17 protein-coding genes are annotated in these 15,791 nt (G+C 56.8%); 14 read left to right on the forward strand and 3 right to left on the reverse strand.

The window, feature by feature from the left end:
- Position 1 precedes the first annotated feature (1 nt).
- From Har1131_RS07085 to secY, 9 genes are read left to right on the forward strand one after another with little or no spacing between them, the layout of a single operon-like run.
- Complete coding sequence (locus Har1131_RS07085) at positions 2–394, forward strand: 30S ribosomal protein S8 (protein ID WP_004516956.1); 393 nt, start codon at positions 2–4, stop codon at positions 392–394.
- Positions 395–396: 2 nt separating this feature from the next.
- Entirely contained in the window at positions 397–933 is a 537-nt protein-coding gene (locus Har1131_RS07090; protein ID WP_004591564.1) for a 50S ribosomal protein L6, read from the forward strand.
- Positions 933–1,658, forward strand: coding sequence for a 50S ribosomal protein L32e (locus tag Har1131_RS07095; RefSeq protein WP_008312922.1), 726 nt, complete (start codon positions 933–935; stop codon positions 1,656–1,658). The genes Har1131_RS07090 and Har1131_RS07095 overlap by 1 nt, the downstream gene beginning before the upstream one ends.
- Entirely contained in the window at positions 1,658–2,107 is a 450-nt protein-coding gene (locus tag Har1131_RS07100; RefSeq protein ID WP_014040870.1) for a 50S ribosomal protein L19e, read from the forward strand. The genes Har1131_RS07095 and Har1131_RS07100 overlap by 1 nt, the downstream gene beginning before the upstream one ends.
- On the forward strand, positions 2,107–2,670 hold the full coding sequence (locus tag Har1131_RS07105) for a 50S ribosomal protein L18 (protein ID WP_023843357.1): 564 nt from the start codon (positions 2,107–2,109) through the stop codon (positions 2,668–2,670). The genes Har1131_RS07100 and Har1131_RS07105 overlap by 1 nt, the downstream gene beginning before the upstream one ends.
- Positions 2,667–3,305 carry a 30S ribosomal protein S5 gene (locus Har1131_RS07110; protein WP_004957374.1) on the forward strand — a complete coding sequence of 213 codons (639 nt, stop codon included), beginning with the start codon at positions 2,667–2,669 and terminating at the stop codon, positions 3,303–3,305. The genes Har1131_RS07105 and Har1131_RS07110 overlap by 4 nt, the downstream gene beginning before the upstream one ends.
- Positions 3,305–3,769, forward strand: coding sequence for a 50S ribosomal protein L30 (rpmD, locus tag Har1131_RS07115; RefSeq protein WP_050036837.1), 465 nt, complete (start codon positions 3,305–3,307; stop codon positions 3,767–3,769). Before Har1131_RS07110 ends, rpmD begins: the two co-directional genes overlap by 1 nt.
- A complete protein-coding gene (locus Har1131_RS07120; RefSeq protein ID WP_008312927.1) occupies positions 3,769–4,266 on the forward strand; it encodes an uL15m family ribosomal protein in 498 nt (165 codons plus the stop codon). Before rpmD ends, Har1131_RS07120 begins: the two co-directional genes overlap by 1 nt.
- A 6-nt stretch (positions 4,267–4,272) precedes the next feature.
- Positions 4,273–5,736: a preprotein translocase subunit SecY gene (gene secY / locus Har1131_RS07125; protein ID WP_014040867.1), complete on the forward strand. Its 1,464-nt coding sequence runs from the start codon at positions 4,273–4,275 to the stop codon at positions 5,734–5,736.
- A gap of 860 nt (positions 5,737–6,596) precedes the next feature.
- On the opposite strand, the gene Har1131_RS07130 is transcribed toward secY, so the two are convergent.
- A complete protein-coding gene (locus Har1131_RS07130) occupies positions 6,597–7,967 on the reverse strand; it encodes a glycosyltransferase (protein WP_151145617.1) in 1,371 nt (456 codons plus the stop codon).
- 37 nt (positions 7,968–8,004) lie between these two features.
- Here Har1131_RS07130 and Har1131_RS07135 point away from each other — a divergent pair, with 37 nt between their 5' ends.
- Complete coding sequence (locus tag Har1131_RS07135) at positions 8,005–9,156, forward strand: glycosyltransferase family 4 protein (protein ID WP_191907470.1); 1,152 nt, start codon at positions 8,005–8,007, stop codon at positions 9,154–9,156.
- A 32-nt stretch (positions 9,157–9,188) separates the two neighbouring features.
- Positions 9,189–10,100 (forward strand): polysaccharide deacetylase family protein, encoded by a 912-nt coding sequence (locus tag Har1131_RS07140; protein WP_225308132.1) that lies wholly within the window; start codon positions 9,189–9,191, stop codon positions 10,098–10,100.
- On the opposite strand, the gene Har1131_RS07145 is transcribed toward Har1131_RS07140, so the two are convergent.
- Positions 10,084–11,136, reverse strand: coding sequence for a glycosyltransferase family 4 protein (locus Har1131_RS07145; RefSeq protein ID WP_151145628.1), 1,053 nt, complete (start codon positions 11,134–11,136; stop codon positions 10,084–10,086). The genes Har1131_RS07140 and Har1131_RS07145 overlap by 17 nt on opposite strands.
- 348 nt (positions 11,137–11,484) lie before the next feature.
- Between Har1131_RS07145 and Har1131_RS07150 the strand changes: the two genes are divergently transcribed.
- The 3 genes from Har1131_RS07150 to Har1131_RS07160 all read left to right on the forward strand — a co-directional run bounded on the left by Har1131_RS07150 (position 11,485) and on the right by Har1131_RS07160 (position 14,229).
- Entirely contained in the window at positions 11,485–12,345 is an 861-nt protein-coding gene (locus Har1131_RS07150) for a class I SAM-dependent methyltransferase (protein WP_151145630.1), read from the forward strand.
- Between the two features lie 528 nt (positions 12,346–12,873).
- The gene (locus Har1131_RS07155; protein WP_151145633.1) at positions 12,874–13,980 is read left to right on the forward strand and encodes an O-antigen ligase; all 1,107 of its coding nucleotides are present in this window, start codon (positions 12,874–12,876) and stop codon (positions 13,978–13,980) included.
- A 66-nt stretch (positions 13,981–14,046) separates the two neighbouring features.
- On the forward strand, positions 14,047–14,229 hold the full coding sequence (locus tag Har1131_RS07160; RefSeq protein ID WP_151145636.1) for a hypothetical protein: 183 nt from the start codon (positions 14,047–14,049) through the stop codon (positions 14,227–14,229).
- Here the strand turns inward: Har1131_RS07160 and Har1131_RS07165 are convergent.
- Positions 14,226–15,764: an alkaline phosphatase family protein gene (locus Har1131_RS07165; protein ID WP_151145639.1), complete on the reverse strand. Its 1,539-nt coding sequence runs from the start codon at positions 15,762–15,764 to the stop codon at positions 14,226–14,228. The genes Har1131_RS07160 and Har1131_RS07165 overlap by 4 nt on opposite strands.
- Between the last annotated feature and the right edge of the window lie 27 nt (positions 15,765–15,791).

Here is a 15,791-nt window from a genome sequence, read left to right on the forward strand (position 1 = left end):
AATGACAGGGAACGACCCATTTGCCAACGCACTGTCGGCGCTTAACAACGCCGAAAGCGTCGGGCACCTAGAGCAGACAGTATCGCCCGCTTCGAACGAGATCGGCAGCGTCCTCGAGGTCTTCTACGACCGCGGGTACATCGACGGATTCAGTTTCGTCGACGACGGCAAAGCCGGCGAGTTCGAAGTCGAACTGAAAGGAGCCATCAACGAGTGTGGCCCGGTCAAGCCCCGCTACTCTGCGGGCGCAGACGAGTTCGAGAAATGGGAGAAGCGGTTCCTCCCGGCCCGTGACTACGGGACCCTCGTCGTTACGACCAGCCACGGCATCATGAGCCACTACGAGGCTCGTGAGCAGGGCGTCGGTGGCCAAGTCATCGCGTACGTATACTAACAATGCCACGAGTAGAACTGGAGATTCCGGAGGACGTGGACGCCGAGCAGGACCACCTTGACATCACCGTCGAGGGGGACAACGGCAGCGTCACGCGTCGGCTCTGGTACCCTGACATCGACGTGTCCGTCGACGGCGACACGGTCGTCATCGAATCCGATGAGGACAACGCCAAGACGATGTCGACGATCGGTACCTTCCAGAGCCACATCGAGAACATGTTCCACGGCGTGACCGAGGGCTGGGAGTACGGTATGGAGGTCTTTTACTCTCACTTCCCGATGCAGGTCGACGTCGAGGGTGACGAAGTCGTCATCGAGAACTTCCTGGGCGAGAAGGCCCCCCGCCGCACGACGATCCACGGCGACACGGACGTCGAAATCGACGGTGAGGAGCTGACCATCAGCGGTCCCGACATCGAAGCCGTCGGCCAGACCGCCGCGGACATCGAGCAGCTCACGCGCATCAACGACAAGGACGTGCGCGTGTTCCAGGACGGGGTGTACATCACCCGCAAACCGAACCGAGGTGACGCCTGATGGCGGATAACGAAGAAGACGTCGAAGCAGAGGAAGAGTACACCGAACTGACTGACATCAGCGGCGTCGGCCCGTCCAAGGCGGAGTCGCTCCGCGAGGCCGGCTTCGAATCGGTCGAAGACGTTCGCGGTGCCGACCAGTCCGCGCTCGCCGATGTCAGCGGTATCGGGAACGCGCTGGCGGCCCGAATCAAGGCCGACGTCGGCGGACTCGAAGTCGAGTCCGAGACCGAAGCCGAAGTCGAAGAGGAAGGCGGCGAGGAAGCGCCCGACGAGGACGTGGAGACGGAACTCCAGGCCCGCGGGCTCACCGACAAGACGCCGGACCTCTCCGACGAGGACGCGCGGCTCCTGACCCAGCGACACCGGGTCGGCAAGCCGCAGTTCAACCGCCAGGACCACCACAAGAAAAAGCGCGTCTCGACCTCGTGGCGCAAGCCCCGCGGCCAGCTCTCGAAGCAGCGCCGCGGCATCAAGGGCAAGGGCGACACGGTCGAGGCGGGCTTCCGCTCGCCGACCGCGGTTCGCGGCAAGCACCCCTCGGGCTTCGAGGAGGTCCGCGTGCACAACGTGGACGACCTCGAAGGCGTCGACGGGGACACGGAAGCCGTCCGTATTGCCTCGAAGGTCGGCGCTCGCAAGCGCGAGCGAATCGAAGAGGAAGCCGAGGACGCGGGCATCCGCGTGCTCAACCCCACCTACGTCGAAGTCGAGGTGAGTGAGTGATGACAGACCTCTCCGCACAGAAGCGACTCGCGTCGGACGTCCTCGACGTCGGGAAGAACCGCGTCTGGTTCGACCCCGAGCGACAGGGCGACATCGCCGATGCGATTACCCGCGAGGACGTTCGCGAACTGGTCGATGAGGGCGCCATTCAGGCGAAAGACAAGAAAGGCAACTCCCGCGGACGCGCCCGGGAGCGCCAGAAGAAGCGTGCGTACGGCCACCAGAAGGGAGCCGGTTCCCGGAAGGGCAAGGCAGGCGCACGGCAGAACTCCAAGGAGGACTGGGAGTCACGCATCCGCGCACAGCGGACGAAGCTGCGCGAACTGCGTGACGAGGGAACGCTTTCGAGTTCGCAGTACCGCGACCTGTACGACAAGGCCGGCGGTGGCGAGTTCGATAGCGTTGCCGATCTCGAACGTTACATCGACGCAAACCACGGTGACGCATAATGGCGACAGGACCACGATACAAAGTACCGATGCGGCGACGCCGCGAGGCCAGAACCGATTACCATCAGCGGTTGCGCCTGTTGAAATCCGGTAAGCCACGTCTCGTTGCTCGAAAGAGCAATAAACACGTCAGGGCGCAGCTGGTGACGCTTGGCCCCAACGGCGACGACACTCTCGCGTCCGCTCACTCGAGCGACCTCGCCGAGTACGGCTGGGAGGCCCCGACGGGCAACATGCCCTCGGCCTACCTCACCGGTCTGCTCGCCGGGCTTCGCGCGCAGGAAGCGGGCATCGAGGAGGCAGTGCTCGACATCGGACTCAACAGCCCGACCCCCGGAAGCAAAGTATTCGCAATACAGGAAGGCGCAATCGACGCCGGCCTGGACATTCCGCACAACGACGACGTACTCGCCGACTGGCAGCGCACGCGCGGTGCCCACATCGCCGAGTACGACGAGCAGCTCGAGGAGCCGCTGTACAGCGGTGACTTCGACGCTGCAGACCTCCCGGAGCACTTCGACGAGCTCCGAGAGACCCTACTGGACGGTGACATCGAACTATGAGTGCTAACAACGGATGGGAGCCACGGACACGCCTCGGCAAGCAGGTCGTCGAGGGCGAAATCGACTCCATGCAGGAGGCGCTGAACTCCGGGCTCCCGCTGAAAGAATCGGAAGTCGTCGACCAGCTCGTTCCCGACCTGGAAGACGAAGTGCTGGACATCAACATGGTCCAGCGGATGACAGACTCCGGCCGCCGCGTTAAGTTCCGCTGCGTGGTCGCCGTTGGCAACCGCGACGGCCTCATCGGCTACGCCGAGGGGCGTGACGACCAGGTCGGCGGTGCCATCCAGAAAGCCATCGACATCGCAAAGCTGAACATCATCGACGTCTCCCGCGGCTGCGGGTCCTGGGAGTGTGGCTGTGGCCGTCCGCACACGGTCGCGCTGCGCACCGAGGGCAAGGCCGGGAGCGTCGAAGTCGAGCTGCAGCCGGCCCCGCGCGGGCTGGGCCTCGCGGGCGGAGAGACCGTCCGCAAGGTGCTCGAACTCGCCGGTATCGAAGACATCTGGACACGCAGTAGCGGGAACACGCGCACCACGGTCAACTTCGCGAAGGCGACGTTCAACGCCCTGCAGAACACGGCCGAGGCGCGCGTCCCCGAACGGACCTTCGAGAAACGAGAGGTGATCGAGTGATGCACGCGCTCGTCCAGCTCCGTGGCGAAGTCAACATGCACACCGACATCCAGGACACGCTGGAGATGCTCAACATCCACCACGTGAACCACTGCACGCTCGTCCCCGAGACGGACGCCTACCGCGGCATGGTGACGAAGGTCAACGACTTCGTCGCCTTCGGTGAGCCGAGCCAGGAGACGCTGGAGACAGTCCTGGCGACGCGCGCCGAGCCGCTCGAGGGCGACGCCGACGTGGACGACGAGTGGGTCGCCGAGAACACGGACTACGACGACATCTCCGGGCTCGCGTTCGCGCTCCTCTCCGAGGAGACGACGCTACGCGAGCAGGGACTGTCCCCGACGCTCCGTCTGCACCCGCCCCGTGGCGGCCACGACGGCGTCAAACACCCCGTCAAGGAGGGCGGGCAGCTCGGGAAACACGACACCGAGGGAATCGACGAACTCCTGGAGGCGATGCGATAATGACGAGCAAAAAGAAACGACAGCGCGGCTCGCGCACGCACGGCGGCGGCTCGCACAAGAACCGACGTGGTGCCGGCCACCGCGGTGGTCGCGGTGCCGCAGGCCGTGACAAGCACGAGTTCCACAACCACGAACCGCTCGGCAAGAGCGGCTTCAAGCGCCCGCAGAAGGTGCAGGAAGAGGCCGCCACTATCGACGTTCGCGAGATCGACGAGAACGTGACGCTGCTGGCCGCCGACGACGTCGCCGAAGTCGAAGACGGTGGCTTCCGCGTCGATGTCCGTGATGTGGTCGAAGACGCCGACGACGCCGATTACGTGAAGGTACTCGGTGCCGGCCAGGTTCGCCACGAACTCACGCTCATCGCCGACGACTTCTCCGAGGGCGCTCGCGAGAAAGTCGAAGCCGCAGGCGGGAGCGTCGAACTGACCGACCTCGGCCAGGAGCGCCAGGCCGAGGCCGAGACAGACGAAGACGCGGACGCGGACGAGGAATAACGAACGATGAGCTGGAAGGACACCGCCGAACCACTGCTTGTCCGGATGCCCGCAGTCCAGCGGCCGGACGGACACGTTCCGTTCAAGCGCAAGCTCACCTGGACAGGAGGCGTACTCCTGCTGTATTTCTTCCTGACGAACGTGAAGCTGTTCGGGCTGGACATCGACGCCAGTCAACAGGTGTTCGGGCGCTTCTCCTCGATTCTGGCCTCCGGCCAGGGGAGCATCATGCAGCTGGGTATCGGTCCGATCGTTACGGCGTCCATCGTGTTACAGCTCCTCGGTGGGGCGGACCTGCTCGGGCTGAACACCCAAGACGACCCGCGAGACCAGATCCTCTATCAGGGGCTCCAGAAGCTGCTGGTACTCGTGATGATCTGTCTTACCGGGCTCCCGATGGTGTTTGCCGGCGGCTTCCTCCCGGCTGACACGGCGGTCGCGAACTCACTGGGTATCGGTACGGCCGGTGTCCAGTGGCTCATCTTCGCCCAGATGTTCGTCGGCGGTGTCCTCATCCTGTTCATGGACGAGGTCATCTCCAAATGGGGCGTCGGCTCCGGTATCGGCCTGTTCATTGTCGCCGGCGTGAGCCAGCGACTCATCGGTGGCATCCTGACGACGCCGTTTATCGGCAACAACGAAGGGATAATCTACACCTGGTACCTGTTCATCACCGGCGAGCGCGGCACCGGGCCAGTGCTGGCCGCTGATGGCCTCCAGACCGTGTTGCTGCAGGGCGAACTGCTGGGACTGTTCACGACGGTCCTCATCTTCGCAGTGGTCGTCTACGCTGAATCGGTCCGCGTGGAGATCCCGCTGTCGAACGCCCGCGTGAAAGGAGCCCGTGGCCGCTTCCCGGTCAAGCTCATCTACGCGAGCGTCCTGCCGATGATCCTCGTCCGGGCACTGCAGGCGAACATCCAGTTCCTGGGCCGTATCCTGAACGCCCAGCTGGGTTCGATGCCAGCGTTCCTTGGCACGTACGCCAACGGCCAGCCGACCGGCGGCCTGTTCTACTTCCTCGCCCCCATCCAGAGCCGTGGCGACTGGATGTGGTGGCTGGAAGGGACTGCTCAGCCGGTCTGGCAGATCCTGACCCGCGTTGGAATCGACCTGTTCGTCATGCTGGTCGGCGGCGCAGTCTTCGCCGTGTTCTGGGTCGAAACCACCGACATGGGCCCGGAAGCAACGGCCAAGCAGATCCACAACTCCGGGATGCAGATCCCCGGCTTCCGACAGAACGTCGGCGTCATCGAAAAGGTCCTCGAGCGGTATATCCCGCAAGTGACTGTCATCGGCGGCGCCTTGGTTGGGTTGCTCGCCGTGATGGCCAACATGCTGGGTACCATCGGCGGCGTCTCCGGTACCGGGCTGCTACTGACGGTCTCCATTACGTACAAGCTGTACGAGGAGATCGCCGAAGAGCAGCTCATGGAGATGCATCCGATGATGCGCCAGATGTTTGGATAGAGCCGCGGAAGCTACCTTTCTTTATTTTATCAATACTGCTGAGCGGCTGTTTCGGCTTCATTCTTCCCGCTCAGAGAAGTAATCTTAGTTGAGTAGCACACGTGACGCCATTGATGCCGCTCGTCGCCGAAATAGCGGTTTGGCACACGTAGACCCTGTACTCGTCGACTGTGACTCACTGTAGGTCCTTATCAGTCCGCGGGCTCTCATCCTCAGAACTTAATAAAATGATTGGTTCATATGCTGAGGAATCTTGCGCTGCAGCCAGCGGTGCCCGCTCCGTGGGAGGCGATTGAAGTGAGGAGGGACAGGGGTGCTGATAACCGATGACAACGAATATGATATTCCGGACGATCTTCAAGACCCTTCGTGCTCACCGTGAAGTTATTACGCGTAATTGAGTTCGATTACAAGAGCGTGACGTGGATATTCAGCTCGTCGTTTCCTAAATAAAATCTTCCGTAATTAGCCGAATGCGTGAAGACTATGTAATGCATTAAAATGTTAATCGGCACTCCAAGTTGTCAGCTGTCTCATCGACCTCAATGGAATGGGTCGTTCAAAATGGCGATTCTGACGTAGCTCTCGAAGTGGTGCATGCTGTTATGTCTCCCAATCTCATATTCGCCGGCAAAGGACCCGCCGTTGACAGATTTGAGCAGCGAGTTCCATTCGGAACAAGTTGGCCGGGGTTGAAATACTCAGCGTCCGCTGCGTCTGAAAGCGACTTGACTGATTCTTCCAGAACCATTAGTTCATGACTGCTGTCTGCAGCCGGGTTCAAATACTTGAAATGGCAGATCGAAGGCTGTAATTAATGATTGCAAAACGTTATGCCAAAGTGTACTCGCTTAGCTCGCTCACTCCGTACCGGCGTGATTATCGAGGGTGGCCGAGATGCGATCGCGCAACTCAGAGCCGATTTGGGGCCATATGTACCGCTGCTCAACCAGTGTTCTGGCGGCGGTGCCGATAGCATGGCGTTTATCAGTGTCGGATAGTAGCTGATCGATGGCGCTGGCGAATTCCGTCGCGTTGTCTGAAATGACGATATGCTTCCCGTCCAGCGCGTTGATTCCTTCCCTTGCGAGTGGGGTAGCGACGACGGGTCGCCCCAGCGCCATCGCCTCAAGGACTTTGTTCTGGAGTCCGGCTCCGTGTCGCATCGGCGCGACGACGATGTCAGCGCGATCAAGATACTCTGCAGGGTCGTCCACGAACCCTGTTACCGTCACGCCCGGGCGTGCGTCTGCTGATGCGACTCGGTCGCTTGGATCCGTTCCAACGACTTGGAACTCGGCAGTAGGGTACTTGGACCGAATGGTCGGAAAAACTTCCTCTATAAAATACAACGCGGCGTCTTCGTTCGGGAAGTAATCCATCTTCCCGAGAAAGACAATCCTTGGATCGTTGGGTGCAGTCCTGAATTCGCTGGAGCCTCGTCCGACGAGGTCTGGCTTCACGCCATTCGGGAGGACAGAGAGCGACGGAAAAGACTGCCGACCGGTGACAAAGTCGCGGTCGGCCTCCGTGATAATGAACGAGTGGTCAAAGGAATCCGCGACGGACCGCTCGTACTCCCTGAGCCGCCGCCATTCGACCGGATAGATCGCGCGCCAAAATCCAGTCGCGTCCTTCGAGGCTTCGCGATAGGTCCGAGATATCGCGTCTACGAGGTCCGCGGTCACTGGTGGTGACTGACCGAACGCGTACTCGGTCGTCCGAACGTGGTTACAGTGGAGCAGATCGTACCTGTGCGCGTGATCGTCGAGCCAGGCATCGACCTCATCGAATCTATAATAATGCGTTTGAAGCGGCTTCGAAGAGATGAGCCCCGGTAGCGTATTAAAATAGAATTTGTAGTGTGGATAAGTGAAGAGGTGGATGGCCTCAAACTCCGATCTGAGCGCCTCGACAGCCGATTCGTCGATCGGCTCTTGATCGATGACGAGTAATTCGACATCGTGCTCCCGGGCGAGTTCACGAGCCGTGTAAAACATCCGGAGCTTCGCACCCCCAGTGAGCGGATACGGAAGCCGAGAACAAAGTACCAGAATACGAGCCAAGGTGGGAGAGACTTTGCTGGAGCGGATTATGAGGTTTGTGATAGCGATTTCTACTGGACCTCCTTTGCGACCCCTAAACGGCTGATTGTCGGGCACCGGTTCGAAACCCGGGGATGACACCCTTGCCACACTGTAAATCTCCAGTGAGAGGGACCAGTATCGCATGGACAGACATATATTTCCAAAACATCGAATCACCAGTATGCAACTCGCTGTATTTGCTGAGGACTTCTATCCCGCAATCAACGGGGGTGCGTTATTACAGTGGAGAATCTGCCAGATCGCCGCACAAGACGGGCACGACGTCACAGTGTTCACGGCGAAGACGAGCGAGACGCGATGTTTAAGCCAGGTTGATGGAGTGAAGATCCATCGACCGATGCGTGCGAAGCCAGCATCAGCAGAGGGGTATGAACCGCACGCGGTGTTGTACCGGCTCGCGTTTTCGCTGTACACGTTCTTTTATGCGTACCGCTGGTCTATTCGAAATGATGTCGACGGGATATACGTGAGCTCCCTCTCCTTACATTGGGTTGCGAAGGTGCTCTCGCGGTTCCAAGACGTTCCGGTCGTGAATTTTGTCGGTGGAACACCGTCCGCGAGATCCGAGTTCCAGTGGACGCCGAAATTTTTTCTTGAGCGTCTCAACTTCAGATTCTGGCTGGGGGACTTCGTCTACTGTCAGGCCTCCCGCGTTGCGAACGTCATCCGAACGGCGGGAAACAACGTCGAAACGACACCCGGTATCGTGAACGCAGAAGCAATCCGCGTGGCTGACGAGTCAAGCGACAGAGCAGTATTCCGACACGAATGGGGATTCGACAGCGACGACATCGTTCTCAGCTTCGTAGGCAGGCTCGTCCCTCTAAAGAACCCCGACACGGCCCTTGATATCGTCGCCGCTCTTCCCGACCGATACAAACTTGTGGTCGTCGGCGACGGACCGATGTTCGATCAGCTCGAGAATACGGTCGAACAGCGTGGGCTTTCCGACCGCATTCGCTTTACCGGGGTGTTGGAGCACGATTTGGCACTCGAAACTGTCGCAGCGACGGATGCCGTATTGCTCACGTCTGATTTCGAATCACATCCGACAGTTGTGTACGAAGGCCTCACGCTGGGGAAGCATGTGTTCGCGACGCCGGTCGGGACAATTCCAGAAACTGACTACCCACGCCTTCACGCAGGAACGGTCGACGAACTCCCTGAAATAATTCGAGAAACGGAATGGAAACCACTCGAAACGTACGATGAGGTGGCCCTCGAAAAGTATTCTATCGAGTCATCGACGAGAGCGATACTGGAGACCATGGAATCGCTACGGACGAAGCAACAGAGTAGCGAGGTGGCGTGAGATTGACGGGAAGCGTCGTTATCAGCCTCGAAGTGGAACTCGGATGGGCAAAACATGACCTCAACGAGTATGACCACCTTAGTGAAGACCGACGCACCGAAACAAGGACGCTGAGTAGTCTCTTAGACTGGTGTGAATCTGCCGAGGTCCCCATTACGTTTGATGTCGTCGGACACCTTTTGCTTGATACGTGCGGTGGCAATCATGAGGGGCGTCCTGGTGACGGGTGGTTCGAAGCTGATCCGGGGACGGACGTGGAATCCGACCCTCTCTTCTATGCACCGGACATGATCAATGCAATCTGTTCGAGTCCGGTTCCCCACGACGTGTGCACGCACACATTTTCGCACACGCCGTGTGGAGAGGTGACATCGGAAACGGTCGACTGGGAACTGCGACGTGCTCAGGACGCCCACGACGAGTTCGGCATCCCGTGGTCGCGGGCATTCGTCCCGCCGCGTCACAGTTCAGCACCGGAGCGTGTGCTCAAACAGAACGGTATCGACACGGTTCGCACTCCCGAACCGTGTCGGCTAATCCAGATGAATGCAGGTCGGCGCCTGTATCACAACGCTTTGTCCCCTTACCAGCCGAGTGACGGACGCGTCTGTGATGGGACTGCCGTCACACCGAGCACGCCGTACATCTCGCTCGGGTGTCCGAACCTGCCAATGGGGCAGATCGATCCGCACCCCGTGTTCAGGCTGATCCCGGTCTCACTTCGAAAACGGTGGCACCTCAGACGGCTCTACCGCGGCGTCGATAGGGCAATCCGGTCGGACGCCACGCTGCACGTCTGGTCTCACCTTTGGGACCTCTCGAACGCTCACCAGCGGGACATCGTTGAGCGGTTTATCGCTTATGCTGGAGCACGACAGGAGCAGGGTGAAATCGATGTGCTGACCATGGCTGACTTCGGCCGAGCGATCAGGCAAACGAACTGAAGAATTCGACGTATCTATGGCGCAACACATCAGTTGAGAACTTTTCGACGTCATCAACCGGGAGTGACTCGAACTGCGAAACTAAATCGAGAAACTCGTCCGCCGTCGTGAACGTGTTCTCGGTAACTGATGCCACGTCACCGACGTCTCGAGCAACGACCGGTGTGCCCGAAGCGAGCGACTCAAGTAGGACTCTGGGGAGGCCCTCGGTAAGAGATGGGTGGATCAGTACATTAGCGAATGTCAAATATCTCGGGACCGCTGCTGGAGCGATTGGGCCTGTGAAAGAAACCCGATGCTCCAGCGCTGGCGGGACACCAATTGCATCTCGTTTGCTACCGATAAACACTACATGTAGGTCCGGTCGGCGAGTAAGCAGACGCGGGAGGGTCGCTTCGATAAACTTGGCCCCCTTCAAATCGGTTATTCTGCCGATTGATACGGCAATAGGCCCCTCGACACCATACGGCGACTCCGTCCCGACGTTGGAAAACCGGTCTAGATTCACCGGCGTCGGGAGTTCGGCCACCTCGCGTTCGTTCGGTCCGAGAAAGAGGGACATCAACCGATTAGTCCCGGCCGGGCCAAGAGTAACGTACTTCGTAGAGAGGGCGATGGGGAGACGTCCAAGCATGTTGTTGACCGCGAAGAATTTGATGGACTGTAGGTCGGACGCGACTCGGTATTCAAAGAACCTGTCGCCGCTGTAGCGGTATGCGAAGGGAACATCGTACAGGCTGGCGAGTGTCGCCCCGATAGTCCCATGAATCGGCGGCTGTACGACATGTGTCAGTACATCCGGACCGTGTGTACGGAGATAGGAGTGGAGGGCTCGCATCCCACCAATTCGGGTCGAATCGTACGCTGTCCCGTGGACCGAGAACAGTTCGCGTACGTCAGCGTCGAGTTCGTTGACCGCAGTACCGACGAGGTGGAGGTCTAGATCGTCGTGCATCATCAGACCGATATTCCTTGTCGTCAAGCCAACATTAAATGCGGTTGCAGATCCGATGTAGAAACAGGCGGTCGTTGACATGGTGCAGTATCGTCGGTCTAAGAATTAAATAATGATTGATCTCACTGCTGGCGTATGAGAACGCGGGAGCCCTCACTAATCAGTCAACACTGAAACACAATGATGACAGCATGCAGAGCTAGCGAGTGTGGGATTGAATTCTAACCGTTTCAGCTGTTTCGAGAATTGGCCGAATAGTGCAACAAGCGGAGAACGAACAATCCAGACCGTTGTCAAATCGGGAAGTTGTAGTCAATAGTTCTGTTCAGTTCAGCCCCTCTGCTGGAGTTTTACCGTTGGCCACCTGAATCGACCATTATCCATCAATAACGTAACGCATTTACTTGGTGGCATCAATCAGTTACGATAATGAGTGGTAGCTTAAGTGATGAAGATTTGGATATATCTTATCTCTCTAAGACAGAATTGTCTAAAAACGAAGAGGCGACGTGGGAATCTGCTGATAAAGAGAACCTCAAAGAAGTCAAAGAATGGGTTGATAAGAATAAATCTTATCGCACCCTAGAATATTTTGAACATTGGGTTGGCCCAATTGAAGGCGATATTCTCGAACTTGGCGCTGGACATTGTTGGCTATCTGGTCACTTATCTCAAATGGATAAAGTAGACCGTGTTTGTGCCGTTGAACTGTCTGAAAATTGGTTACGCTCTGTGGCACCACCGGTACTTGAGTACGTCAACGCAGATCTTAATTTAATCGATTTTTATATCGGTGATTTCCTAAACTTAGAGGGCTTTGGTGCCAACGAATTTGATATAGTGGTGTTTGATTCAGCATTTCATCACACGTACCATCCAATCGAGTTACTCCACGAGGTATCGCGCGTTGTGAAAGATGATGGTTATGTCCTGCTTCAACGCGAACCGACGCTTTACCCCCTCCTGAGTCCGAACCGATTACTAGGGCCGTGGTCGATCACGCTGGATAACAACATTCCTCGCGAGGAACGGCAGGCGGAGACGCCGGAACAAAACGAATTGATCTATTCAGTGGAAGAATATGAATTATTTGCGCATATGGCGGGTCTCGAATTAGAAATATATCCTCAACTCCACGATTCAGCATCGCTCAGATCTTTGCGCCGGCCTCTTGTTGAGTATTTAGGGAAACAGCCGCAGGAAATTAAAAAATCAATTGGTATGCGCATGCATACCCGTTGGTTCATAGTACTCCAATCAAAAGACCTGCCACTGGATGACCGCGTTTAATTAAGCATTTTGGATATTTGCCTATACTGATTTCGACCGTTTCGCGCTCAGTTTGAGTGAAATTGTTTGAGAGCGAAAGTTACCGTCGTTTTATTTACCGACAGAAGCATCTAACGGCATTCCAATATCTATATACCTTCTATGCCGGAATATAAGGCCGTGACGGCCGAGCGCGGTTCGGAATTATCAGTTATACCAGCAATAAACAGTGTGTTTTCATTATCAGTTCTCTACCCCAATCTTCGTTGAATTAAATACAATTTTAATCGATGTTTCTACAGAACCCAACAAATGATACAGCTATCAAACAGGCCAATTTGTCAGTGATATCAAAACGTTCATGTGACCCTCTGACTCAAGAAAAATAAGACCAACACGATGGAAACGTCGAAGAAGACTGAGTTATTTACTGAAGATTTCGACACAGTAGATCTTCTGGTGCTGTGTATGGTTTTCTCTCTCCCATTCGCCGGGTACGCGATTCCGACTGGTATAGTATTTGTCAGCCCCACAAACATTCTTATCCTAATGACAATCACAGCCCTCACAATTCGACAACTGCTGCGGGCAGAAATTTCGCGGCTCTCGTTGCTTTATTTGGTTGTCATCCTATTTATCACATTTCTATTGTATAATGTTCTCGTGCAAGCCATCAACGGTGGCTCATATCGCCGGATCATAACACAGGTGGGGTACCTCATGCTGGTTGTCTCGCTGCTCCTGTACGTCGACTCCTGGAAGCGGCTACATACTGTTCTATCGGCAGTTTTTCTCTCTAGTCTGGCCATTAGTGTTATTGGTATCGTGAGTTCGCTTACGGGGGTTTTCTTCGGTGGCGAGTTCCTGCCGTCGCGGTCGATTGCTTCCTACATTATTCCGTTTACGCGTACTTCGGGGATAGAGTTGTCACATGGCGAGATTGGAATGTTCACCCTTGGCTCGTTACCGTACGTTGTTTTCACATCGAAACGAAGCGGGCAATATCTCCCTTTCGTGGGCGTAGCAGTGATTCTCTTTTATGTTGTGTTTATTCTGCAGTCCCGTAGTACATGGGGAGCGCTGTTAGCGATGGTGTACGTGGCATTCTACCTGTATCCGCTGAGAAATAGCTCAGCTCGAACGCCGATAGCCCTGCTTCGACTCGCTGGAATCGTCTTGCTTCCGCTGGCCATTGCTTTCGTCTTTCACCTATTTACCGGCCTTGAGAGCGGGGGTGGATCGCTCGCTCACCGTCTCAGCCAGCTCAAAGTCTCGTATAGGCTGATATCAGAAAACATCTTAACTGGGGTCGGATGGGGAAATATTCGGCAACACTTCTTCCGAAATCGTCTCCCACATAATGCATTCCTTATAATCGGGGTTGGTGCGGGGATCCCGGCGATTGTATTTGTTATCGGTGTTATTACTACCACCTGCGGATTCCTTGTAAGATTGATATCGGGTTCGAAGTTAATCGAACACAGGCTGCTCGCGCTCGCGCTTCTAACTTCGATGACAGCCGTCGTCGTCGAAGCGAACTTCCTCGTTGGGTTTGGGAAGGCTGGATGGATGTGGGTTGGGATCGCTTTGGCATTTATTGACTTGCAGCAGCGGGCCAGTGTAACCGCTCCGCAGTATCAATCCGACGACCAATGACACGGAAGACGGAGCGAAGGGGACGATCAAAACAATATTTATTAGCAGCGGAGATATTGCACGAATATGGAGATTGATGTCGATTCGGATCTTAGAGAGAAACTTTCCGCGCGTGCCAAAAGATACGGGTTCGACTCCGGCGAAGAATACGCTTCCACCATTCTCCATATCGTCATCAGCGAGTTGGAGGGTACCGAAGCCGAGGATGACGATCTCGAGGACAGGCTGGAAGATCTTGGATACCTCTAGTAGTCGTCAAGCGAGCGAGCAATTCGTCGAATTCGCCGGATTTCTGCATCACGCTCATCTGAGTCACGATACTCGATAGGGGTGTCTGTGATGGAGCTGTCTGCAGCGAACACATCAGACCTAACCGTTCCGTCCATCGCCGTCGGGATATCCTTTCCATATAGATGTAACAGCGTCGGTGCAAGGTCGAGAATCGACATCGGGTCCACAGCTTCCGAGGTGAAGTCGGGACCACACGCTGCGAACAGGCCGCGGCGTTTGTTCTCTGCGCGCCATCCCTCATTTTCTGGGTCGGCAAATATATTGTCGTTACCGATCCCACCGCGGATATGAACGCCTTCACGCTGGTCGATGATGATATCTGGCGCTTCGTTCTCATACGGCCCCGAGTAGTACTCCTCTTTGACCAGAACATCGTTACACACCTTTTCGCCGTTCGGGCCACGCACGGCAGTGAGTTGTTCGACGATATGCGACCGAACACGATCGTACTCCGATGTCGACGGGTCCAGCAAGAGATAGACGGGCCCTTGTCCGCTCGCTAAGGCGACGCTTTCGTCCCAGTCCACCCGGTCAGTCTTTGCACCCTTGTGGACTTCGCCCTGCTCGTCCGGAACTTTTCGTTTGAGCCGCTCCGGAGCGAGTTTGAACGCGAGATTCCGAAGCCCGAGCGCGTCGACGAACTGCTCGACCCGGTTTGTCGTCAACCCAAGCCGATACATGAAATCGGAGACATCTCGCTTAAGCGTGAGGAACCCCTCCTGTTCAAGCCAGGCGTTAATGTTGAATACTGTCTCGATCTCCGTCGATCCGTGGTCGCTCATCAGAACCACGTTCCGGTCTCCTGAGCGGAGGTCGCCGATGTGCGCGTCGATTGCCCGCCAAGCCTCCAGAGTCGTCTCGTCGTCCCACAGAAAGTGGTGGAGCGTGTTGATGTAGAACGTCGTCACCTGCAGGAAATCGAGATCGCGTGTTTCGAGAAGGTGTTTTGCAACCTTGAACCGGCTGTCGATGCGATCGAGAATCTCGTCAACGGTAGCATCCGGCTTCGTCTCCATTCGATTCTTGGTGGTGACGGTGTAGTCGAATTTGTCCACAAGCTCCGCTTCTAGGGACTCCGGTGTCGAGAAGCCGGTGTTCTCGCCGTCCGGCGCACCTGCCACCACGCACGCATTGTCGACGGACTTCGGTGGGTACGTTGTTGGGACGTTGACGACGCCGACCGACGCGTCCTCCGCGATGCGTTCCCAGTACTCGGTCTGCTCGTTCTTGCGATGGGACGGGTAGTAGACGCGTCGGTTGTCGGTGTCGATGTTCTCCCACCAGAAGATCCCGAACTTACTTGGGTTCTTCCCGGTGAGATACGCCTTCCAATTCGGGGATGTGACCGGCGGGAGAACGGAGCACAGGTCTGCAGCGGTACCGTCGTCGATAATGGAAGCGATGTTGGGAAGTTTACCATCTTCGATCCACGGACGGAGCAGCTCGAAGTGCGCACCGTCGAGACCGATGACGACTGTCTGTCGCTGGCTCATTATCGTGAATTCTTGAGAGGGGGTTAT

Source organism: Haloarcula sp. CBA1131, from assembly GCF_008728975.1.
GTDB classification, from domain to species: domain Archaea; phylum Halobacteriota; class Halobacteria; order Halobacteriales; family Haloarculaceae; genus Haloarcula; species Haloarcula hispanica.

What these genes read in the sequence shown, in the direction of transcription:
- Har1131_RS07120 (WP_008312927.1), top strand. Translation starts at nt 3,769, where the DNA reads ATGACGAGCAAAAAGAAACGACAGCGCGGCTCGCGCACGCACGGCGGC.
- secY (WP_014040867.1), top strand. Translation starts at nt 4,273, where the DNA reads ATGAGCTGGAAGGACACCGCCGAACCACTGCTTGTCCGGATGCCCGCA.
- Har1131_RS07145 (WP_151145628.1), bottom strand. Translation starts at nt 11,136, where the DNA reads ATGTCAACGACCGCCTGTTTCTACATCGGATCTGCAACCGCATTTAAT.
- Har1131_RS07155 (WP_151145633.1), top strand. Translation starts at nt 12,874, where the DNA reads ATGACAATCACAGCCCTCACAATTCGACAACTGCTGCGGGCAGAAATT.
- Har1131_RS07085 (WP_004516956.1), top strand. Translation starts at nt 2, where the DNA reads ATGACAGGGAACGACCCATTTGCCAACGCACTGTCGGCGCTTAACAAC.
- Har1131_RS07160 (WP_151145636.1), top strand. Translation starts at nt 14,047, where the DNA reads ATGGAGATTGATGTCGATTCGGATCTTAGAGAGAAACTTTCCGCGCGT.
- Har1131_RS07090 (WP_004591564.1), top strand. Translation starts at nt 397, where the DNA reads ATGCCACGAGTAGAACTGGAGATTCCGGAGGACGTGGACGCCGAGCAG.
- Har1131_RS07095 (WP_008312922.1), top strand. Translation starts at nt 933, where the DNA reads ATGGCGGATAACGAAGAAGACGTCGAAGCAGAGGAAGAGTACACCGAA.
- Har1131_RS07165 (WP_151145639.1), bottom strand. Translation starts at nt 15,764, where the DNA reads ATGAGCCAGCGACAGACAGTCGTCATCGGTCTCGACGGTGCGCACTTC.
- rpmD (WP_050036837.1), top strand. Translation starts at nt 3,305, where the DNA reads ATGCACGCGCTCGTCCAGCTCCGTGGCGAAGTCAACATGCACACCGAC.
- Har1131_RS07110 (WP_004957374.1), top strand. Translation starts at nt 2,667, where the DNA reads ATGAGTGCTAACAACGGATGGGAGCCACGGACACGCCTCGGCAAGCAG.
- Har1131_RS07130 (WP_151145617.1), bottom strand. Translation starts at nt 7,967, where the DNA reads ATGCGATACTGGTCCCTCTCACTGGAGATTTACAGTGTGGCAAGGGTG.
- Har1131_RS07105 (WP_023843357.1), top strand. Translation starts at nt 2,107, where the DNA reads ATGGCGACAGGACCACGATACAAAGTACCGATGCGGCGACGCCGCGAG.
- Har1131_RS07135 (WP_191907470.1), top strand. Translation starts at nt 8,005, where the DNA reads ATGCAACTCGCTGTATTTGCTGAGGACTTCTATCCCGCAATCAACGGG.
- Har1131_RS07150 (WP_151145630.1), top strand. Translation starts at nt 11,485, where the DNA reads ATGAGTGGTAGCTTAAGTGATGAAGATTTGGATATATCTTATCTCTCT.
- Har1131_RS07100 (WP_014040870.1), top strand. Translation starts at nt 1,658, where the DNA reads ATGACAGACCTCTCCGCACAGAAGCGACTCGCGTCGGACGTCCTCGAC.